This is a genomic window from Pseudomonas siliginis (assembly GCF_019145195.1).
Classification (GTDB): domain Bacteria; phylum Pseudomonadota; class Gammaproteobacteria; order Pseudomonadales; family Pseudomonadaceae; genus Aquipseudomonas; species Aquipseudomonas siliginis.
Genome location: NZ_JAHSTW010000003.1, coordinates 20,475 through 39,721, shown reverse-complemented (window position 1 = coordinate 39,721; position 19,247 = coordinate 20,475). Strand labels below are relative to the sequence as shown.

At 61.6% G+C, this 19,247-nt stretch carries 20 protein-coding genes; 8 read left to right on the top strand and 12 right to left on the bottom strand.

The genetic code is table 11. The annotated features are described in order from the left end of the window. Positions 1-20 precede the first annotated feature (20 nt). Genes KVG87_RS07560 through KVG87_RS07550 form a run of 3 tightly spaced genes read right to left on the bottom strand, consistent with a single transcriptional unit; the run spans position 21 to position 3,241 of the window. The gene (locus KVG87_RS07560; RefSeq protein WP_016774149.1) at positions 21-599 is read right to left on the bottom strand and encodes a hypothetical protein; all 579 of its coding nucleotides are present in this window, start codon (positions 597-599) and stop codon (positions 21-23) included. A gap of 1 nt (position 600) precedes the next feature. Beyond that, positions 601-2,763 (bottom strand): xanthine dehydrogenase family protein molybdopterin-binding subunit, encoded by a 2,163-nt coding sequence (locus KVG87_RS07555; RefSeq protein WP_217850004.1) that lies wholly within the window; start codon positions 2,761-2,763, stop codon positions 601-603. A 22-nt stretch (positions 2,764-2,785) separates the two neighbouring features. Beyond that, on the bottom strand, positions 2,786-3,241 hold the full coding sequence (locus tag KVG87_RS07550) for a (2Fe-2S)-binding protein (protein WP_010459764.1): 456 nt from the start codon (positions 3,239-3,241) through the stop codon (positions 2,786-2,788). A 247-nt stretch (positions 3,242-3,488) separates the two neighbouring features. Here KVG87_RS07550 and KVG87_RS07545 point away from each other — a divergent pair, with 247 nt between their 5' ends. Next, complete coding sequence (locus tag KVG87_RS07545) at positions 3,489-4,319, top strand: alpha/beta fold hydrolase (protein ID WP_122746957.1); 831 nt, start codon at positions 3,489-3,491, stop codon at positions 4,317-4,319. A gap of 309 nt (positions 4,320-4,628) precedes the next feature. Here the strand turns inward: KVG87_RS07545 and KVG87_RS07540 are convergent, their stop codons facing one another. After that, positions 4,629-5,021 (bottom strand): GFA family protein, encoded by a 393-nt coding sequence (locus KVG87_RS07540; RefSeq protein ID WP_024012484.1) that lies wholly within the window; start codon positions 5,019-5,021, stop codon positions 4,629-4,631. A 168-nt stretch (positions 5,022-5,189) separates the two neighbouring features. Here KVG87_RS07540 and KVG87_RS07535 point away from each other — a divergent pair, with 168 nt between their 5' ends. After that, positions 5,190-6,023: an AraC family transcriptional regulator gene (locus tag KVG87_RS07535; RefSeq protein ID WP_217850002.1), complete on the top strand. Its 834-nt coding sequence runs from the start codon at positions 5,190-5,192 to the stop codon at positions 6,021-6,023. Positions 6,024-6,168: 145 nt separating this feature from the next. On the opposite strand, the gene KVG87_RS07530 is transcribed toward KVG87_RS07535, so the two are convergent. The 4 genes from KVG87_RS07530 to KVG87_RS07515 all read right to left on the bottom strand — a co-directional run bounded on the left by KVG87_RS07530 (position 6,169) and on the right by KVG87_RS07515 (position 10,371). Further along, a complete protein-coding gene (locus KVG87_RS07530) occupies positions 6,169-6,756 on the bottom strand; it encodes a LysE family translocator (RefSeq protein ID WP_217849999.1) in 588 nt (195 codons plus the stop codon). 305 nt (positions 6,757-7,061) lie between these two features. Further along, positions 7,062-9,299, bottom strand: coding sequence for an ATP-binding protein (locus tag KVG87_RS07525; RefSeq protein ID WP_217849997.1), 2,238 nt, complete (start codon positions 9,297-9,299; stop codon positions 7,062-7,064). Continuing rightward, on the bottom strand, positions 9,296-9,901 hold the full coding sequence (locus KVG87_RS07520; protein WP_217849995.1) for a biliverdin-producing heme oxygenase: 606 nt from the start codon (positions 9,899-9,901) through the stop codon (positions 9,296-9,298). The genes KVG87_RS07525 and KVG87_RS07520 overlap by 4 nt, the downstream gene beginning before the upstream one ends. A 194-nt stretch (positions 9,902-10,095) precedes the next feature. Then, positions 10,096-10,371 carry a hypothetical protein gene (locus tag KVG87_RS07515; protein WP_217850487.1) on the bottom strand — a complete coding sequence of 92 codons (276 nt, stop codon included), beginning with the start codon at positions 10,369-10,371 and terminating at the stop codon, positions 10,096-10,098. Positions 10,372-10,532: 161 nt separating this feature from the next. On the opposite strand from KVG87_RS07515, the gene KVG87_RS07510 reads away from it, so the two are divergent. After that, on the top strand, positions 10,533-11,651 hold the full coding sequence (locus tag KVG87_RS07510; RefSeq protein ID WP_217849993.1) for a carboxylate-amine ligase: 1,119 nt from the start codon (positions 10,533-10,535) through the stop codon (positions 11,649-11,651). Here the strand turns inward: KVG87_RS07510 and KVG87_RS07505 are convergent. Beyond that, positions 11,633-12,064, bottom strand: coding sequence for a VOC family protein (locus KVG87_RS07505; protein WP_071171832.1), 432 nt, complete (start codon positions 12,062-12,064; stop codon positions 11,633-11,635). The genes KVG87_RS07510 and KVG87_RS07505 overlap by 19 nt on opposite strands. 109 nt (positions 12,065-12,173) lie before the next feature. Here KVG87_RS07505 and KVG87_RS07500 point away from each other — a divergent pair, with 109 nt between their 5' ends. After that, a complete protein-coding gene (locus tag KVG87_RS07500; RefSeq protein ID WP_217849991.1) occupies positions 12,174-13,256 on the top strand; it encodes a bifunctional transcriptional activator/DNA repair enzyme AdaA in 1,083 nt (360 codons plus the stop codon). A gap of 58 nt (positions 13,257-13,314) precedes the next feature. Further along, a complete protein-coding gene (locus KVG87_RS07495) occupies positions 13,315-13,932 on the top strand; it encodes a DNA-3-methyladenine glycosylase family protein (RefSeq protein ID WP_217849989.1) in 618 nt (205 codons plus the stop codon). A 44-nt stretch (positions 13,933-13,976) separates the two neighbouring features. Here the strand turns inward: KVG87_RS07495 and KVG87_RS07490 are convergent, their stop codons facing one another. Beyond that, complete coding sequence (locus KVG87_RS07490) at positions 13,977-14,912, bottom strand: LysR family transcriptional regulator (RefSeq protein WP_076567495.1); 936 nt, start codon at positions 14,910-14,912, stop codon at positions 13,977-13,979. Between the two features lie 296 nt (positions 14,913-15,208). On the opposite strand from KVG87_RS07490, the gene KVG87_RS07485 reads away from it, so the two are divergent. Genes KVG87_RS07485 through KVG87_RS07475 form a run of 3 tightly spaced genes read left to right on the top strand, consistent with a single transcriptional unit; the run spans position 15,209 to position 17,790 of the window. After that, a complete protein-coding gene (locus KVG87_RS07485; RefSeq protein ID WP_016774135.1) occupies positions 15,209-15,907 on the top strand; it encodes a CoA transferase subunit A in 699 nt (232 codons plus the stop codon). 24 nt (positions 15,908-15,931) lie between these two features. Beyond that, positions 15,932-16,597, top strand: a complete 666-nt coding sequence (locus KVG87_RS07480) for a CoA transferase subunit B (protein ID WP_150742753.1) — start codon at positions 15,932-15,934, stop codon at positions 16,595-16,597. Positions 16,598-16,608: 11 nt separating this feature from the next. Continuing rightward, on the top strand, positions 16,609-17,790 hold the full coding sequence (locus KVG87_RS07475) for an acetyl-CoA C-acetyltransferase (protein WP_217849987.1): 1,182 nt from the start codon (positions 16,609-16,611) through the stop codon (positions 17,788-17,790). Positions 17,791-18,009: 219 nt separating this feature from the next. On the opposite strand, the gene cobF is transcribed toward KVG87_RS07475, so the two are convergent. Both cobF and KVG87_RS07465 read right to left on the bottom strand, forming a co-directional pair. Beyond that, positions 18,010-18,765, bottom strand: coding sequence for a precorrin-6A synthase (deacetylating) (gene cobF, locus KVG87_RS07470; RefSeq protein WP_217849985.1), 756 nt, complete (start codon positions 18,763-18,765; stop codon positions 18,010-18,012). Then, complete coding sequence (locus KVG87_RS07465) at positions 18,765-19,175, bottom strand: histidine phosphatase family protein (protein ID WP_367616676.1); 411 nt, start codon at positions 19,173-19,175, stop codon at positions 18,765-18,767. Before KVG87_RS07465 ends, cobF begins: the two co-directional genes overlap by 1 nt. Positions 19,176-19,247: the final 72 nt, after the last annotated feature.

Here is a 19,247-nt window from a genome sequence, read left to right as displayed (position 1 = left end):
AGCGCTTAATCGACGGGGCATCACATCTGCGCCACCGGACACGGCCCGCCGGCATCGGCCCAGAGTTTGAACTGCGCGACGAAAATATCGTGCGGCACCGGCACCGGTGCGCGCCCTGCCCCGGGATTCCAGCCCCAGAGCACCAGTTTGTCTTCGCTGACGTGTTTTAACAGTGCGGCAAAATCCCGATCGCCGTTGCTCGCGCGGTCCTTGATCATCGCGCAGAGCTTGTCCGAGGGCAGGCCGATCCAGGCCATTTTGTGTGCCGCTGGCGGCAGGCTCCAGTGCGGCGCACCCGGCGGCGCATGGGGGCCATAACTGGCCGGCGGATTGCTTTCGGCGTGGCAGGTGGCGCAGGGCAAACCGGCAGCGCCCTTGCCATCCATGCCGCGCACCACATTCATCGCGTGGGGGATGCCGGCGTCGAACTGCAACGGCGAATCGCCGGGAATGTGGCAGTTCTGGCAGCGCGGGCTCTGAAAGACTTTCTGCACCGTGCCAAAGGCTTTCAGAGCTTCCTGATCCTCGGCAAACAGGTCCGAGGCGTAGCCACCGAGACCGAGCAAAACGACGGTGCCCAACACAAGATGTCGTTTCATCTCACACCCCCGACAGTTGCAGTGGCAGTTCGCGCAGGCGTTGCCCGGTCAAGGCGAACACGGCGTTGGCCACGGCCGGCGCGGTCGGTGGCACGCCGGGCTCACCGATGCCGCCGGGTTTTTCGCTGCTGGGGACGATATGCACTTCCACCACCGGCATTTCGTTGAGCCGCAACACCTGATAATCGTGATAGTTGGATTGCACGACGCCGCCGTCTCTGACGGTCAGCTTGCTATGCAGCGCCATGCCGAGACCGAAGGTAATGCACGATTCCATCTGCGCGGCGATGCTCTGCGGATTCACTGCAATGCCGCAGTCCACGGCGCAGACCACCCGATGCACGCGGATCGCCAGATTGTCCTGCGACACCTCGGCCACTTGCGCCACGTAGCTGCCGAACGACTCGTGTACCGCCACGCCCAGAGCATGCCCGTCCGGCAACGGCGCGCCCCAGTTGGCCTTCTCCACCGCCAGATTGAGCACGCCGAGGTGGCGCGGGTGCGCCTTGAGCAGCGTTCGTCGGTACTCCACCGGATCCTTGCCCGCCGCCGTCGCCAGTTCATCGATCAGCGATTCCATGACGAAACCCGTGTGGGTATGGCCCACCGAACGCAGCCACAACACATTGATGCCGGTCTGCGGCGAATGCAGATCGACCTGATGATGAGGCAGATCCTTGATATACGGACTGTCGGCCACGCCCTCGACCGAGGTGGCATCGATGCCGTTCTTGACCATCGCTGCCTCGAGCATCGTCCCGGCCATGATCGACTGACCGACCAGCACATGCTGCCAGCTCATCGGCAAATCATCAGCACCCAGTCCGACCTGCGCCTTGTGCAGATACATCGAGCGGTAGTAGCCGCCGCGAATGTCATCTTCGCGCGCCCACACAGTTTTCACCGGCAAGCCCGCTGCTTTCGCCACTTGCACGGCTTCGGCGACGAAATCCGAAGTCGGATTGGCACGGCGACCGAAGCCACCGCCGAGAAATTCCGTGTGAATTGCGACCTGCTCGGGCTTGAGCCCGGTGATCTTGCTGGCGACCATTTGGTCGAGGGTCTGAAACTGCGTGCCAGTCCAGATTTCGCATTTGCCGGCGCTGATTTTCACCGTGCAATTGAGCGGCTCCATCGGCGCGTGGGCCAGATACGGCACGCTGTATTCGACCTCGATTTTCTTCGCGGCTTTGCCGAAATTGGCCTTGGCGTCCCCCGCCTGAGTGGCGGAAGTGCCCGGCGTCGCTGCCAGTTTGCGGAAACTCTCCAGCAGCTTTTCACTGCTCATGTCGGCCAACGGCCCCAGGTCCCAATCGACCTTCAGCGCATCACGGCCCAGCTTCGCCGCCCAGAAATGCTCGGCCACCACCGCCACGCCGCTGGGCACCTGCACCACCTTGTGCACGCCGGGAATGGCCAGCGCTGCGGCGCCTTCGAAGGATTTCACCGTGGCGCCAAACACCGGCGCGCGGGCGACCATCGCGGTCATCAGCCCCTCGAACTGCACGTCCATGCCGAATCTGGCGCGGCCGGTGATCTTCTCCGGGGTGTCGAGACGCTTGGTTGGTTTGCCGATGACTTTCCAGTCCTTGGTTTCCTTGAAAGTGATGGTTTTCGGGTCAGGCACCGGCAGTTGCCCGGCGGCATCGGCCAGTTCGCCGTAGGTCGCGCGTTTGTCTCCGGCGATGACCACGCCGGACTCCGTGCGAATCGCCGAGGGCGCGACTTCGAAACGTTTCGCCGCCGCTTCCACCAGCATCTGCCGCGCCGTCGCTCCGGCGAGTCGATAACGGTCGAATTCCATCCAGGTCGAGGTCGAGCCACCGGTGATCTGCATGCCGCCAAATGCCGGCAAGCCGTAATCCGCCGCCGAGGCTGGCGAGTGCTCGACGCGGATTTTCGACCAGTCGGCGTCCAGCTCCTCGGCGATCAGCATGGTCAGGCCGGTCCAGATGCCCTGGCCCATTTCTGAATGGCCGAGCAGCACGGTGACGCTGTTGTCCGCCGCGATGCGCAGGAACGCGTTGGGCGCGAAGGTCTTGTTCTGATGTTCTGCCGCCCGGGCAAAGCGGTTGGCCCCGGGCACCACAAACGCCACCATCAGGCCGCCGCTTAACAGTGCGCTGCCCTTGAGAAACCCGCGACGCGATACGGGACTGTTCATCGTTCATCTCCCACAGAATGAATCAGCCGATTTCGGCGGCGCGTTTGACCGCAGCGCGAATGCGCGGATAGGTGCCGCAGCGGCAGATATTGCCGGAGAGCGCCTGATCGATATCGCTGTCGGTGGGTTTGGGAATTTTCGCCAGCAATGCGGCGGCGGACATGATCTGCCCGGACTGGCAATAACCGCACTGCACCACGTCCAGCTCGGCCCAGGCCTGCTGCACCGGGTGCGAGCCATCGGTGGACAAGCCCTCGATGGTGAGGATTTTCTGTCCATGGGCAACGGCAGTCGCCGGGGTGATACAGGAGCGTAATGGCGCGCCGTCGACGTGCACGGTGCAGGCGCCGCACTGGGCCATGCCGCAGCCGAACTTGGTCCCGGTCAGGTGCGCGACGTCGCGCAGAACCCAGAGCAGCGGCATGTCGGCGGGGACATCGAGCTCCTGATCCTTGCCATTGATATTCAGGGTCAGCATCGGGTGATTTCCTCAGACTCACGTATTGCAAAGGGGCGTCGCTGTGGTCGCAAAAACCTACGGACGCCCGCGCTTATCCCTTTCAGCAAAGCCTAAATTGCGCAGCAAGCCAGACGTTGTGACCAGCGGTCATGCAGACCCCGGCATTGCTCCTACAGTTGATAACGGCTCGCACTGAGTCGTCGTATCTCTGCGCAACCGGCCCGCGAACCTCGCGGTTGTCCATCACAGGTCAGGAGTAACGAATATGGGCTTTGTCACCACTCGAGACGGCGTCGACATCTTCTACAAGGACTGGGGGCCGCGCGACGCGCCGGTGATCCACTTCCACCACGGCTGGCCGCTCAGCTCGGATGACTGGGACGCGCAGATGCTGTTTTTCCTGGCACAGGGCTTTCGGGTGATTGCTCATGATCGACGCGGACATGGCCGCTCGAGCCAGGTCTGGGATGGCCACGACATGGACCACTACGCCGACGATGTGCTGGCGGTGGTCAATCATCTGGGCACGAGCAACGTGGTGCACGTCGGCCATTCCACCGGCGGCGGCGAAGTGATCCATTACATCGCCCGGCATGGTCAGGACAAGGTCAGCAAAGCGGTATTGATCAGCGCCGTACCACCGTTGATGGTGCAGACCGAAAGCAACCCGGGCGGTTTGCCGAAATCGGTTTTCGATGGCTTTCAGGCGCAGTTGGCGGCGAATCGCGCGCAGTTCTATCGCGATGTGCCGAGCGGACCTTTCTACGGTTACAACCGCCCGGGCGCCGAGCCGGCGGAAGGGATCATCGCCAACTGGTGGCGCCAGGGCATGATCGGCGGCGCCAAGGCGCATTACGACGGCATCGTCGCGTTCTCGCAGACTGACTTCACCGAAGACCTGAAAAAAGTCACCGTGCCGGTGTTGGTGATGCACGGCGAGGATGACCAGATCGTGCCTTACGCCAACTCCGCACCGTTGTCGGCGAAACTGCTGCCCAACGGCACACTGAAGTCGTACCCGGGATTTCCGCATGGCATGCCGACCACGCAAGCGGAAACCATCAATGCGGATTTGTTGGCGTTTATTCGCGGTTAACAGAACTGAGGGTGTACCCATAGCAGCGGACACCACAAAACAAATTGTGGGAGCGAGCCTGCTCGCGAAAGCGTTCGTTCAGCCACTTGCTGTTGACTGACCCAACGCCTTCGCGAGCAGGCTCGCTCCCACAGTTGGAATTGGTTATTTCCCTCGGAGACTGGTCGGCTGGAAGGCCGCCATCGCTGGCAAGCCAGCTCCCACAGGGATCAGGGTAGATCCGCTGCATACTCGTATCTCTGAGATAGCTATCGCGAGCAGGCTCGCCCCCACAGTAATCGCAGGTGTGCTGAAAGTTGAATCAATCCCCTATCCCTCTGCCCGCCCTTTGCCTTCACGATCGCCACGGTAATGCCTGGCCAGCGGGAAATCCGGCAGCCACGATTCACGCCGCACAATCCAGCTCTCATAGGTCGGCTTCAACTGATCCGGCGCATCCAGCGCGCCGAGGTTCACCTCAACCTCATCACCACTGCGATTGAACACCGACGAACCACAGCGCGGGCAAAAGTGCCGCCCTTGATACTCATGGGTTTCACCGCTGATGGTCACCGCGTCCTCAGGAAAAATCGCCGAGGCATGAAACAGCGCACCGTGGACCTTGCGACAGTCCAGGCAATGGCACAGCCCGACCCGGTAAGGCTCGCCAGAGGCTTGAAAACGCACATCGCCGCACAGGCATCCGCCGGTAAATGCAGTCATGGTTTCGCTCCATCGCGCTCGTGGTGTCACTCCCCCAGAGCCTATAACAGTCGGTGCTGCGATGCAGGCGAGTGTTTCAGATGAAAGAACCCAATGTTGCTGCACTGCAACGGGCATTCGCTGGCCAGAGCTAATACACTCAGACGCTGACCTGCCGGGACGATCACGATGAAACACGCCGCTGCGAAAAACCCCGAGAAAGCCCCGCGCTTCTGGCGCGACGACGCCCTGCCCTTCATCGAAGCGCGGGCCATCGCGGATGGGCGTGAAGTCTGTTATGCGCGGCATTCCCATGCGCACTTTTCCATCGGCGCAATCACCGCCGGGCGCAGCACCTATGTGCATGAGCAAGCGCAGTTTGAGGTGGCGGCCGGCACCGTGGTGCTGATGAATCCCGGCGATGTGCATGCCTGCAATCCGATCGATGATCAGCCTTGGTCGTATGTGATGTTGTATGTCGAAACGCCGTGGCTGACGGATTTGCAGCATCAGCTGGGGTTTGCGGAGGAGCTGGAATTTCGACGGTTCTCCGATACGCATCTGACCGATGCCGAGCTGTTTGGCAAATTGATGGGGTTGTATGAGGTTTTGCTCGACGACCAAATGGAGGCACTGGCGAAACACAGCGCAGCGGTTGAGTTTTTCAGTGATTTGCAGGGGCGCCTTAATCCGGCGGACGAGCCCGTTGCCGAACCAAATTTCAAGCTGGAACGCGCCGCTGATTTCATCCGTGAACATTGCACCGAGGTGCTGAGCCTCGAAGCGATTTGCGCGGCGGCGCAGCTGTCGCCGTCGTACCTGATTCGCGCGTTCAAGCAGCGTTACGGGATGACGCCCCATGCGTTCGTGGTCAACCAGCGCATCCAGTTCGCCCGCGAGCGCTTGCGCAGCGGCCAATTGATTGCCGATGTCGCGCTCCAGGCCGGGTTTGCCGATCAGGCGCATTTTCAGCGAGCGTTCAAACAACATCTGGCGGCGACGCCGGGGCAGTATCGGGGATGACTTCGTACTTGAACTTGAACCCTGCCCCCCCTTGTGGGAGCGAGCCTGCTCGCGAACGCGGTGTGTCATTCAACACTTCACTGACTGATCCACCGCATTCGCGAGCAGGCTCGCTCCCACAAGGATTTTGTAATCGACCTGCCAATCAAGTGAACAGCAAATAAAGCGCACTCACCGCCAGCAACAACGCCATCAACCGATTGAACCAGCGCATCCCCGCCGCATTGCTCAGATACCCGCGCAAAAACGTCCCCGCATAGGCCCAGCAGCCCACCGACAGATAGCAGATCACCAGATACACCGCCGCAAACTGCCAGACCAGCCGCGCCTCGCCGTCGGCGACAAACGCGCCCATGCCGGCCACGCACGCGAGCCAGGCCTTGGGGTTGAGCCACTGCATCACCGCGCCGTAAAGCATCGACGGCGCGCGGCCGGAATCGCTGGCGTTCAGTTGGCCGTCATCGCTGGCCAGTTTCCAGGCCATGAACAACAGAAACGCCACCCCGGCCCATTGCACCACGCGGGTCATGAATGGCCACAGTTGCAGGACTTCATGCAGGCCCAGGCCCATCAGCACCAGCAACAGCACAAACCCCAGCGTCGCCCCGGCCACGTGCCGTTGGCTGGCGCGGAAACCGTATTGCGCGCCGGAACTCAAGGCGACGATATTGACCGGCCCCGGGGTGATGGATGCGGCGAGGGCAAACGCCGCCATGGAAAGAATCAGACTCATTGCACACCTGCTTCAAACGAGGAACGAGGTGGCTACGGTAGCGGGCGGGGGATTTGCGGTATTGAAGAAAATGACCCTGAGGCTGCGAATCTTCTGAGGGAGCGGTGGGTCAGTCAGCCCAGTGTTGGCTGAGCTGGCGTCTTCGCGAGCAGGCTCGCTCCCACAGGGTTTTGCGTGGGACTCAAATCTCGCCCCCCCCCCCACAAGACCTGTGGGAGCGAGCCTGCTCGCGAAAGCGTTCGGTCAGTCACAACAGATTTGTCAGGACTGACGCCATCGCGAGCAGACTCCCCCTACAGCGGCACTCAGGCCAGGCGCGGCACGGTGAAGCGGAATTCGCTGCCCTGCCCCGGCTCGCTCTCGGCGACGATCTGGCCGCCATGGGCTTCGACGATGCCTTGAGTGATGTACAAACCCAGGCCAGTGCCGGTCGGGTTGCCTTCCTTTATCGTCCAGTAACGATCGAACACATGCGGCAAGTGCTCCTTGGGAATGCCTTCGCCACTGTCACGCACGATAAACACGATCTCGTCGCCCACCGATTTGGCGTGCACGCCCACGGTGCCCATGCGCGGGGTGAATTTGATGGCGTTGCCCACCAGATTCGACAGCACCTGAAACAGCCGCTCGGGGTCGGCGTGGATGCGCAGGTCAGGATCGGCCTGGAAGGAAATGCTGATGTCCTTGTCATGGGCCAGCGGCGACAGCAACGCTTGTGCCTCTTCAAAGATGTGCCCGACCTCCAGCGCCTGCGGGGTGATGGAGTAACGCCCGGCATCGATTTTCGAGGTATCGAGCAGGTCTTCCAGCAACGTGTTCATCCGCGCCGTGGCCTGCTGCATGGTGTCGATTGCAGTGGAGATGCGCCGTGAGGTGTGCGCACCTTCCGAACTGAAGGTTTTTTGCATCATGCCGCAGAGCATGGAAATCACCGTCATCGGGTTGCGCAGGTCATGGGAAACCACCGCTACCAGATCATCGCGCGCCTGCACCGCCTCCTGTTCACGACGTACCTGACGGGCCAGATCGTTTTCCAGCGCCGAACGGCGCAGATCGTTGGCGGCGAACCGGTCACCGTGGCTCCACTTGGTGGAAATCCCGGCCATCTCGACTTTCCAGATTTCGAACGAGGTACGCGGACGCAGGCGCATCCCGGCATCGGAGTTTTCCAGGTCCAGCGGCTTGCGCGGGTCGCCGCTCCAGTTGATGTTTTCCTTCACTTCCGGACGGAACCACAGCACGCCGTTGTCCACCGGTTTCGGCAGGCTCATGGCAAGCACACCACTGGCTACCGACTGATACTGCGCCGCAGGTGGGTAAACGCTGGACAGGTGATGGCTGGCGAACACCGGCTCGCCGCGCGCCTGCAACCACTTGTGCAGCGCGCGAATTTCTTCCGGTTCAGGGCAGTTGCCGTAACGGTGCAACTGCTTGTCTTCGATGATCGCGATGCCGCCGGCATTGACCAGAGCCATCAATGTTGCAGGCTGCTGGGCGAGGCCGTCGAAAACATTTTGCGGCGAATCGACCATCGCCTGATTAAGCCGCGCCAGCGCTTCGACCTTCTCTTCGCGCTGGCGGGTCAGTTCAAGGGTTTCCATGGCACTGATCTGCAACGACAGGACCTGGCCGATGGTCTGGCAAGCCATGCGCAATTCATGCGGCACGTGCAGCGGCTGGCGATTGCCGCAGCTGATCAGGCCCCAGAGCTTGTCGCCCTTGAGCAGGGAAATGCTCATCGACGACAGCACGCCCATGTTCTTCATGTACTGGCAGTGAATCGGCGAGACGCTGCGCAGCGTGGCGAAACTGAGGTCCAGCGGCGTCTGCGTGTCCGGGCGCAGTTTTGGCACCAGTGGCACCGGCTGATAATCGGCGTTGGGGATGATCCGCAGCCAATTGGTGCGGTACAGCTCGCGCGCCTGCTCGGGAATGTCCGAAGCCGGGAAGAACAGGCCATTGAACACTTCCATCGATGGGTCGGACGCTTCGGCGATGACCTGACCGTGGCCCTCTTCCTCGAAACGATAGATCAGCACCCGGTCGTAACCGGTCATCGCCTGGATTTCCTTGACGCTGATGTCGTACAGGGCCTGCAGCGTGGTCGCCGCTTGCAGGCGCTGGAGCATGCGACCCAAGTGAGTGCTGACCCCGGCGACGTTGCGCGGCTGGAAATTCTTCACATGAATTTCCAGCTCGAGAATCAGCACGCCCTGATGGCGGTGCAGCAAACCTTCGAATTCAGTGCCGTTGAGCTCGAATCGCAGCGGCGCCGCCTCGGAAAACGCTGCCTGCTGCAAGGCTTCGAGCACGTGCGCAGTATGTTCGGCGCCGATCAGGCTGTGCAGCGGCTGGCCGATCAAGGATTCGGGCGCGCGGGCCAGCAGGGTTTCGACGTTGGCGCTGACCTGGATGATCTGCAGCGCAGGCTCGGTCAGGGTCAGCAGCAGACCATGGGGCTGGATCGCGCCGGGAAAGCGGATCGGCTCGTCGGCACAGTTGGCCAGCAGTTCTTCAAAGGCTTGTGGGTCTTGCGGGTTCATGCCAGTACCTCCTGGCGCTCGAGCCACTGCTCGAAACAGCTGAATGTGGTTTGTGCTGCGCTGACCACGTCCGCGCGTTCGCTGGCCGCCATGGGCCGGTTGCTCAGGTATTCGATGAACTCGCGCCAGCGCCGCCCGGTGGCCGCGCCGTAGACATCGAGGAAGGCAGCGCCATTGTCGGCGTCCAGATTCAGCCGCGCGGCGATCTCCCGACGCAGGATCTGCCCGCCGAGGGTCGCGCCTTCGAGCACGTACAAAACGCCGAGACTGGCGGCGCTGGAGTCGATCACCGGCAAGTCCTCGCACAGCGGCAAATCATTGGTCGTCGCGCCCAGTGCGCGCAGGTCGGCGTGCAAAATCTCGGCCTTCAAACGAGGCGTCAGATCGAAATCATCCGGGACAGCGCCACTGGCGAGCAACGCCCGTTCCAGCGGCTGATAAAAACCGTAATAGGCCGCCATCAAGCGCTCGAATGCGGGGGTATCGAGGGTATCGGTAAAAAAAGGAAGGCGTTTTTCCAGTGCGATGTGCAGTTCGGCTGTGCCGGCCCGCAGATCTTGCAGCACCGGTGGCACATAAACCTCACGGGCCTTTGCTTGCATGTAGATCGCTCTTGGTGGGACCCGGCAGGGGCCATTCTGGGTGGGCTCGACGTGGGGGGAATTTATCACGCCACGCAGCTTTTTCTGCCTGCCGAAGCGTTTTTTCTGTCGAACTGCGACCCTATGACAGGTTCAGAGTGGCGCCGGATCAGAAAAGTTCGACCGACGCCATTATCCTGCCACTGCTGACCACCTCAATCAGCGCCTTCGTTCTGCACCGATGGATCGCCGTTAGCCGGTACGCTGTTGTCGGCAACGGGTTTCAATGGGTTGTTTTTTTCGGCGCCGGGATAACCGGGCAGACCGCGAGTATCGTCCGGCGTCATGACATCTTCGTTATCGCGACTAACGTCCCAGTCGGTGGTGGCGTTGGGGTCTTCATCGCGCCCGGCCGTGCCGATGGCGAAGCCGTCGTCGTTGGCATTGACGGTTTGGTTAAGCGCTTTGTCATTGCTGGATGGGTTGCTCATGTCTGCCTCCAGAACACGTTGATCGGACTTGTTTGGAAACGCCTTGGCCGCTCAAGTGCAATGGACAAGACCAACGGTGCATTCGCGGGGCACTGGTCGCCTGGCGTGAACCACCGCAACGGCGGACGGTTCTCAAGAGAAACACTTGCTCGAGCACCGTCATGAGCCACCCGCGATTCGGCATTGAGGAAGAGTACTTCCTCACTGACCTGCAGAGCCTGCGCATGATCGGCAGTCCGCCGCCACAGGCCATCGAGGCTTGCCGGGCGGCGCTGGGTGTGTGGTTTGCCACGGAGATGTTTCAGGGCCAGATCGAAGTGGCTTCGCCGGTATTCAGCGATTTCGAACACGCCAGTGATTTTCTGCGTGGCAGCCGTCAGGCCTTGCGCGCGGCCCTGGAGCCATTTGCTCTGGGCATGCTCAGCGCCGGCAGTCATCCGCTGGCCGACTGGCGCGAGCAGGTTCCGACCGACGAGGAACATTTCCAGTATCTGTTCGAACGCTACGGCCATGTCGCCCGCCGCAGCGTGCTGTCAGGCCTTCATGTGCACGTCGAGGTGGTCGAGCCGCTGGATCGCATCGCTGTGATGAACGAAGTGCTGCCCTGGACGCCGCTGCTGTTGGCGCTGAGCTGTTCGTCGCCGATCTGGGATGGCGCCGCCAGCGGTTTCATGAGCTATCGGCAGACCGCGTGTGACGAGTGGCCACGCATGGGCATCCCGCCGCTGTTTGCCGATCAGCGCCATTACGACGAACACTTGGCGTTGCTCATGCGTATCGGCGCGATCAGCCAGCCCGGCGAGTGTTGGTGGGGCGTGCGCCCGGCCGCGCGTTTTCCGACCCTGGAACTGCGCATGACCGACGCCTGCCCTCGGGTCGACGATGCGCTGACCCTGGCGGCGTTTTTCCGGGTATTGGTGGCCCATGCCAGTGCACAGCGACGGCCCGGATTGCTGTACGACCAGACGGCGCGTTCGATGCTGGAGGAAAATCGCTGGCGGGCCAAACATCAGGGGATTCATGCGCGCTTTTTGGTCGAAGGCATCGACGGCGACTGTTCGCTCGCGCAATGGCTGGAACTGGCCGAGCAGCGTTTTGCCGAAACGGCACAGGTATTGGGCGCGGCGCAGTTGTTCGAACGTGCCCGGGCGATCATCGACCGCGGCACCAGCGCCGATCGGCAACTGGCGCTGTTCAATCTGGCCTCTGAACAACCGCAAAACGGCCGTTCGGCCCTCGGGCAAGTGGCCGAGCTGCTGCTTCAGGAAACCGCTGGCTGATCGCTCTCGGACGGGCCTTTGAGTTCGACCTGATTGCCGTCCGGGTCGAAACAGTAAAGCGACAAGCCGTAACCCTCGGCGCCAAAACGCCTGGCGGCTTGTTCAACGGTCAGCCCGAACGATTGCAGATGGGCGATGAGCGCGGCTTCGTCGAACGGTTCTATGCGCAGACAGAAGTGATCGACGTTGCGCTTGTGCGCATCAGCGGCGCCGCCGCCCTTGCGCCCGAGTTCGCCCGCCAAATCGACGAGATCGATCATCGACGTACCGGCCCGCAGGTGCACCAGCCCCAGCGGCTGGTTATGCCTGACCACTTCGGCGCCGAACACCTTGGCGTAGAAATCGATGCTGCGTTGCAGGTCGGCGACGCGCAGAACGATGTGATCGATGCGCTGAATGGAAAACGGATGCATGGGTTGGCTTCCTCGAAAGCGGCGACCCGCCCATTGTGCTGCACAAGGGAAAAAATTCACTGTCGATTTTTCGGTGGAGCCATCGACAAAGCGGATTTACTCTCTGGCCATGAACATACCAGCCGCTGTCCTGCCGCCCCACGCCGAAATGGTTCGCGCCATGCTCGAGCGCGACACTGCCTATGAAGGCGTGTTCTTCACCGCCGTGAAAACCACCGGGATCTTTTGCCGCCCCAGTTGCACGGCGCGCAAGCCGAAACCGGAAAACGTCGAATTCTTCGCCCACGCCGACGAGTGCCTGTGCGCCGGCTACCGCGCCTGCCTGCGCTGTAAACCGCTGGACGCAGCAGCCATCGCTCCAGACTGGGTGCAGCGCCTGCTCAACTCGGTGGACGCCGATCCCGAACGGCGCTGGAGCGATGCGCAATTGCTCGCCGAGGGTATCGAACCGCTGAAACTGCGGCGCTGGTTCAAGCAGCATTTCGGCATGACCTTCCACGCCTGGCTGCGCACACGGCGCCTCGGCATGGCCCTGGGCGGGATCAGGCAAGGCACTTCGATCGATCACGCGGCGTTCGACTCCGGCTACCAGTCGCTCAGCGGTTTTCGCGATGCGTTTCAGAAGTCCTTCCACATCACCCCGGGCCGTGCGGCGAACAGTGAGCCGTTGCTGTTCACCCGCCTGACCACGCCGTTGGGGCCGATGATCGCCATGGCCGAGCGGCGCGGGCTGGTGTTGTTGGAGTTTCTCGATCGACCGGCGCTGACCCGAGAAGTCGAAGCGCTGCAAAACCGTTACGGCTACGCGATTGCACCGGGGCATAACGCCCACTTGCAGCAGATCGAGGTGCAACTGGCGGATTATTTCGCCGGCAAACTCACTCAGTTCAGCGTGCCGCTGCACCTGCCCGGCAGCGCTTTTGCACGCGAGGTGTGGGCGGCGCTGCTGCAAATCCCCTATGGCCGCACGAGCACGTACGGCGCCATCGCGGCGGGCTTGGGCAAACCCGGCGCCAGCCGTGCGGTCGGCCTGGCCAACGGGCACAATCGGTTGTCGATTGTGGTGCCGTGCCACCGAGTGATCGGCGCAGACGGCTCGCTGACCGGTTATGGTGGCGGACAACCGCGCAAGGCATTCCTGCTCAGGCTGGAAAACGCTGCGCTGCAAATGACTCAACAATTGGCTTTTTGAGCCATGCGATCCAACGCGCAAACAGGGATTTCGATGAGTACGTCCGTATCACCGCAACATGGCTGACACGTATGAGATGGCCAGCGCTTTTCTGGCCGCGATAGACACTGACTGGCAGCGCCATGTCAGCGCCGTCGGCCCGTGCCTGCATCAGCCACATCCGGCACGCGACCCTTATGAATCGCTGGTACGGGCGATTGCCTATCAGCAACTGCACGCCAAGGCCGGCGATGCGATCCTTGGGCGTTTGGTGGAGTTGTTCCCCGGCCAGGCGTTTCCGCGTCCGCAGCAGATTCTGGCTACCGAGGTCGAGCGCCTGCGTGCTTGTGGCTTTTCCGCGAGCAAGATTGCGACGATTCAAGGGATCGCCCAGGCGACGCTGGACGGCGTGGTGCCGGATTACCCGACTGCACGGGCGATGGACGATGAAACCCTGATCGAACGCCTGACCAGTTTGCGCGGTGTCGGCCGCTGGACCGTGGAGATGCTGTTGATCTACAGCGTCGAACGCATGGATATCCTGCCAGCGGATGATTTTGGCGTACGTGAGGGATATCGGCGCTTGAAGGGACTGGAGGTGCAGCCGACGCGCAAACAGATGATCGAGATTGGCCAGGCGTGGAAGCCTTATCGGACGGTCGCGGCCTGGTATCTGTGGCGCGTGGCCAAGGCTTAGACCGCGTTATCGTCCTTCGCGAGCAGGCTCGCTCCCACACTGAATCAGCGTTCGGCGCTCTGTTTCCGCGCTTCTGGGGTGAGGGGGAAATCGAACTGGCGCTGCAAATCTTCCGCCTTGAGAATCTCGAACAACGCCTGCGCCGCCGCCGACAGTTCATTGCCCGGCTCGGTCAACACGCCAATCGCCCGTTCGACAGAATCATTCAAGGTCAGGCAATGCGCACCGAGCTCGCGCATCTGCCCCGCGCACAATGCCGGCACCGCGCTGACCCCAAGCCCGCTGGCAACCATTCGCCCGACGGTCGCCAATTGATGGCTCTCGAACTCCACCGGCAACTTCATTCCGCGCGCCTGCAAATGCTCTTCCAGCATGACCCGCACGGTCGATGGCCGCTGCAGGGTGATGAACGATTGTTCCAGCAAGGTCTGCCAATCGATGTCGGCGCGACCGGCCAGCGCTGAATCGGCCGGCACCACGGCGACAAAGCGATCGACATACAAAGGCGTGAATGTCATCGAAGTGCTCTGCATCGGCGCGAACGCCACACCGAGTTCAACCTGACGATCGCGGACCATTTCCAGCACTTGCTCGTTGATCACGTCGTTGACCGTGACGTTGACGTTCGGATAACGCGCGCGGAAGCTCTTGAGAATCGGCGGCAGCAGATTGCCGGCAAATGACGGCATCGCCGCCAGCGTCACGCGTCCGCGCTGCAGGCTGAAACGCTGGCGCATTTCGTCTTCGGCGTTGTCCCAGTCGGCGATCAAGCGGCGCGCCAGCGGCAGCAGGGACTCGCCTTCCGGGGTCAGCGCGACATTACGCGTGTTGCGGCTGAACAGACGCCCTCCCAGGCCCTCTTCCAGCGCCTTGATGGTCAGGCTGAGCGCCGATTGCGACAAATGCAGACGCTCGCAGGCCACAGCAAAACTGAGGCTGTGGGCCACGGCGAGAAAGGCCCGGATCTGTTTGATGGTCATGGTCGCTTTGCTCCAGTTGCAAGCTGCAAGCGTCAAGCTGCAAGCCGTGATGCGATGGCCCTGATCGTTCCCACGCTCCTGCGTGGGAATGCAGCCCGTGACGCTCCGCGTCACTGGACGCGGAGCGTCCCTGGAGGCATTCCCACGCGGAGCGTGGGAACGATCATCGCCGAACGCGTATTAGTGAGATTTATCAATCAATCCACCTTAAAAATCAACTTAACAAATATATTCCGCAGAGAGACACTCCAGTCATTCGGCTAGCCAGCCGCCCGCAAATAATAAAAGAGGTGCCTATGGCAGGTTTCGACAAGCGTGTGTATTCCTACGAGGAAGCGATGGCCGGGCTGGAAGACGGCATGACCGTCATCGCCGGCGGCTTTGGCCTGTGCGGCATCCCGGAAAACCTGATCGCCGAGATCAAGCGCAAGGGCACCCGTGACCTCACCGTGGTTTCCAACAACTGCGGCGTCGATGGTTTCGGCCTTGGCGTGCTGCTCACCGACCGCCAGATCAGCAAAGTCATCGCCTCCTACGTCGGCGAGAACAAGCTGTTTGAAGAGCAACTGCTCAAGGGCGAGATCGAAGTCATCCTCACCCCGCAAGGCACCCTCGCCGAGAAGATGCGCGCAGGCGGCGCCGGCATTCCGGCGTTCTTCACCGCCACTGGCGTTGGCACCCCGGTTGCTGAAGGCAAGGAAGTGCGTGAGTTCAAGGGGCGCAAATACCTGATGGAAGAGTCCATCACCGGCGACTTCGCCATCGTCAAAGGCTGGAAGGCCGACCATTTCGGTAACGTCGTTTACCGTCACACCGCGCAGAATTTCAACCCGCTGGCCGCGACCGCCGGCAAGATCACCGTGGTCGAAGTCGAAGAAATCGTCGAGCCTGGCGAACTCGACCCGACGCAGATCCACACCCCGGGCATCTACGTCGACCGGGTCATTTGCGGCACGTTCGAAAAACGCATCGAACAGCGCACCATCCGCAAATAATTCAGGCCTTCGGAGAACAACAACATGGCACTTACCCGCGAACAAATGGCCCAGCGCGTCGCCCGCGAAATGCAGGACGGCTACTACGTCAACCTCGGCATCGGCATTCCGACCCTGGTCGCCAACTACATCCCCGATGGCATGGAAGTCATGCTGCAATCGGAAAACGGTCTGCTCGGCATGGGTCCGTTCCCGACCGAAGAAACCATCGATGCCGACATGATCAACGCCGGTAAACAAACGGTGACGGCGCGGATCGGCGCGTCGATCTTCAATTCCGCCGAATCCTTCGCAATGATCCGTGGCGGCCACGTCGACCTGACCGTGCTTGGTGCATTTGAAGTCGACGTTGAAGGCAACATCGCTTCGTGGATGATCCCAGGCAAACTGGTCAAGGGCATGGGCGGCGCGATGGATCTGGTGGCCGGCGCCGACAACATCATTGTCATCATGACCCACGCCTCGAAGGACGGTGAGTCCAAGCTGCTGGCCAAATGCAGCCTGCCGCTGACCGGTGCCGGCTGCATCAAGCGCGTGCTGACCGACCTCGCCTATCTGGAAATCGAAAATGGCGCTTTTGTCCTCAAGGAACGCGCACCTGGCGTCAGCGTCGAGGAAATCGTCGCCAAAACCGCTGGTAAACTGATCGTCCCGGATCACGTACCGGAAATGCAGTTCGCTGCCCAGTGAGGAATTCGCACATGCAAGACGTCGTCATTGTTGCCGCCACGCGTACCGCGATCGGCAGTTTTCAGGGCTCCCTGGCCAATGTATCCGCAGTAGACCTGGGCGCGGCGGTGATCCGCCAGTTGCTCGAGCAGACCGGCCTCGACGGGGCGCAGGTCGATGAAGTGATCATGGGCCAGGTGCTCACCGCTGGCGCCGGGCAGAACCCGGCACGTCAGGCCGCAATCAAGGCTGGCCTTCCCCACGCCGTACCGGCCATGACCCTGAACAAGGTTTGCGGTTCGGGCCTCAAGGCTCTGCACCTGGGCGCGCAGGCGATCCGTTGCGGCGACGCCGAGGTGATCATCGCCGGCGGTCAGGAGAACATGAGCCTGTCCAACTACATCATGCCGGGCGCGCGCACCGGTCTGCGCATGGGCCACGCGCAAATCGTCGACACGATGATCAGCGATGGCCTGTGGGATGCGTTCAACGATTACCACATGGGCATCACTGCCGAGAATCTGGTCGACAAATACCAGATCAGCCGCGAACAGCAGGACGCCTTCGCTGCCGCTTCCCAGCAGAAAGCTGCCGCTGCGATCGAGGCCGGGCGCTTCGTTGATGAAATCACGCCGATCCTGATCCCGCAGCGCAAAGGCGATCCGGTGGCGTTCAAGGTCGACGAGCAGCCACGCGGCGATACCAGCGCAGAATCTCTGGCGAAATTGCGTCCGGCGTTCAAAAAGGACGGCAGCGTCACCGCTGGCAACGCCTCGTCGCTGAACGACGGTGCCGCTGCTGTGATTCTGATGAGTGCCGAGAAAGCCAAATCGCTGGGCCTGCCGGTTCTGGCCAGGATTGCCGCCTACGCCAACGCTGGCGTCGACCCGGCGATCATGGGCATCGGCCCGGTATCGGCGACCCGCCGCTGCCTGGACAAGGCCGGCTGGAACATCGACCAGCTCGACCTGATCGAAGCCAACGAGGCGTTCGCTGCACAATCGCTGGCCGTGGCCAAAGATCTGCAATGGGATCTGGACAAGGTCAACGTCAACGGTGGCGCCATCGCCCTCGGTCACCCGATCGGCGCATCAGGTTGCCGCGTGCTGGTGACATTGCTGCACGAAATGCTCAAGCGCGATGCGAAAAAAGGTCTGGCGACCTTATGCATCGGCGGCGGTCAGGGCGTGGCTTTGGCGCTGGAACGCGGCTGATACGGAGTTCAAGGTTGACGGCGGATCCACGACATCCGCTGTTGGCTGGCAACAAAAAACCCGGTGCGATTTGCGTTGCACCGGGTTTCTTTTTGCTTGTCCCAAATCGGCGGTGAATGTTCTGGTCCCTTCGCGAGCAGGCTCGCTCCCACATTCTGCAACGCATTTCCCTGTGGGAGCGAGCCTGCTCGCGAAAGCGATTGTTCAGGCGCCAACCACTCAAGGCTTGCGTAACAGATAGGTATCCATAATCCACCCATGCTCCGCTCGCGCCGCCTTGCGCACCCGTTCGATCTCATCGGCCACATCCGCCAGCCGGCCGCTGAGGAGAATCTCGTCCGGTGTGCCCAGGTAAGCGCCCCAGAAAATCTCGGTCTGCCGATCCGCCACCCGCTGGTAGGAATCCTCGGCATCGAGCATCACCACCAGACTGTCCGCTTCACTCACCTGCCCCGCCGCCAATCGCCGGCCTGTGGTGATTTCTACCGAGCGACCAATCGTGTTCAAAGGTATTTTGTGCTGCGCAGCCAAGGCCTGAACGCTGGTAATCCCTGGTATCACCTCGTACTCAAACTCACAGCGGCCTGATGACTGGATCGCCTGAAGAATCCGCAATGTGCTGTCGTATAACGCCGGATCGCCCCAGATCAGGAATCCGCCGCACTGGCCGTCGGACAATTCATCATTGATCAGCCGCTCGAAGGTTTGCTGCTTGGCGCGATTGAGTGCATCGACGCTCGCCGTGTAGTCGACATCGCCGCGCTCGCGCTCCGGGCTGCTGGCTTCGACAAAGCGATAAGCGTGGCCGGTGATGTAGCGCTCGCAGATCTCCCGGCGCAGGTCGATCAGCGTCTGCTTGCTCTGGCCTTTATCCAGCAGAAAGAACACATCGACCCGATTCAGCGCTTTCACCGCCTGCATCGTGATGTAGTCCGGATTGCCGGCGCCAATGCCGATGACCAGCAGCTGTTTCATCAGAATTCCTCTTCAAGGGCCATGCCCGGCAAGCGTAGACGCCAGATGCCATTGAAGCGCAAGTCGATCATCGCCAGCGGCTCGATGTCGATTGCATTGAACGCCGCGCCTTGCAGCACCTGCATCAGCGCCGCGCGCATGACGAACGGATGAGTCACCGCCACCACATGCCCAGGCGTTGCAGCGATGGCGTCCAGCCACTTCGCCACCCGCTGCGTCAATTGCCTGACCGATTCGCCGCCATGGGGTGCCGCTTCAGGATCGGCCAGCCAGGCTTGCACAGCCTGGTTTTCATTGGCTTGCAGATCCTTGACCGATTGCCCGTGCCAGCGTCCCCAATCGCAATCGCGCAGGGCTTGATCAATCTGCGCATCGACGCCAAACCATGCTGCCGTTTGCTGAGTTCTCAACTCCGGGGCACACACCAGCCGCCGTGTTACCGCCAATCGCGCCCTGAACGCGTCGGACGGAACAGCCAGATT

Excerpts from the sequence above, each read along its gene's own strand:
- KVG87_RS07560 (WP_016774149.1), bottom strand. The coding sequence starts at position 599 with ATGAAACGACATCTTGTGTTGGGCACCGTCGTTTTGCTCGGTCTCGGT.
- KVG87_RS07555 (WP_217850004.1), bottom strand. The coding sequence starts at position 2,763 with ATGAACAGTCCCGTATCGCGTCGCGGGTTTCTCAAGGGCAGCGCACTG.
- KVG87_RS07550 (WP_010459764.1), bottom strand. The coding sequence starts at position 3,241 with ATGCTGACCCTGAATATCAATGGCAAGGATCAGGAGCTCGATGTCCCC.
- KVG87_RS07545 (WP_122746957.1), top strand. The coding sequence starts at position 3,489 with ATGGGCTTTGTCACCACTCGAGACGGCGTCGACATCTTCTACAAGGAC.
- KVG87_RS07540 (WP_024012484.1), bottom strand. The coding sequence starts at position 5,021 with ATGACTGCATTTACCGGCGGATGCCTGTGCGGCGATGTGCGTTTTCAA.
- KVG87_RS07535 (WP_217850002.1), top strand. The coding sequence starts at position 5,190 with ATGAAACACGCCGCTGCGAAAAACCCCGAGAAAGCCCCGCGCTTCTGG.
- KVG87_RS07530 (WP_217849999.1), bottom strand. The coding sequence starts at position 6,756 with ATGAGTCTGATTCTTTCCATGGCGGCGTTTGCCCTCGCCGCATCCATC.
- KVG87_RS07525 (WP_217849997.1), bottom strand. The coding sequence starts at position 9,299 with ATGAACCCGCAAGACCCACAAGCCTTTGAAGAACTGCTGGCCAACTGT.
- KVG87_RS07520 (WP_217849995.1), bottom strand. The coding sequence starts at position 9,901 with ATGCAAGCAAAGGCCCGTGAGGTTTATGTGCCACCGGTGCTGCAAGAT.
- KVG87_RS07515 (WP_217850487.1), bottom strand. The coding sequence starts at position 10,371 with ATGAGCAACCCATCCAGCAATGACAAAGCGCTTAACCAAACCGTCAAT.
- KVG87_RS07510 (WP_217849993.1), top strand. The coding sequence starts at position 10,533 with ATGAGCCACCCGCGATTCGGCATTGAGGAAGAGTACTTCCTCACTGAC.
- KVG87_RS07505 (WP_071171832.1), bottom strand. The coding sequence starts at position 12,064 with ATGCATCCGTTTTCCATTCAGCGCATCGATCACATCGTTCTGCGCGTC.
- KVG87_RS07500 (WP_217849991.1), top strand. The coding sequence starts at position 12,174 with ATGAACATACCAGCCGCTGTCCTGCCGCCCCACGCCGAAATGGTTCGC.
- KVG87_RS07495 (WP_217849989.1), top strand. The coding sequence starts at position 13,315 with ATGGCTGACACGTATGAGATGGCCAGCGCTTTTCTGGCCGCGATAGAC.
- KVG87_RS07490 (WP_076567495.1), bottom strand. The coding sequence starts at position 14,912 with ATGACCATCAAACAGATCCGGGCCTTTCTCGCCGTGGCCCACAGCCTC.
- KVG87_RS07485 (WP_016774135.1), top strand. The coding sequence starts at position 15,209 with ATGGCAGGTTTCGACAAGCGTGTGTATTCCTACGAGGAAGCGATGGCC.
- KVG87_RS07480 (WP_150742753.1), top strand. The coding sequence starts at position 15,932 with ATGGCACTTACCCGCGAACAAATGGCCCAGCGCGTCGCCCGCGAAATG.
- KVG87_RS07475 (WP_217849987.1), top strand. The coding sequence starts at position 16,609 with ATGCAAGACGTCGTCATTGTTGCCGCCACGCGTACCGCGATCGGCAGT.
- cobF (WP_217849985.1), bottom strand. The coding sequence starts at position 18,765 with ATGAAACAGCTGCTGGTCATCGGCATTGGCGCCGGCAATCCGGACTAC.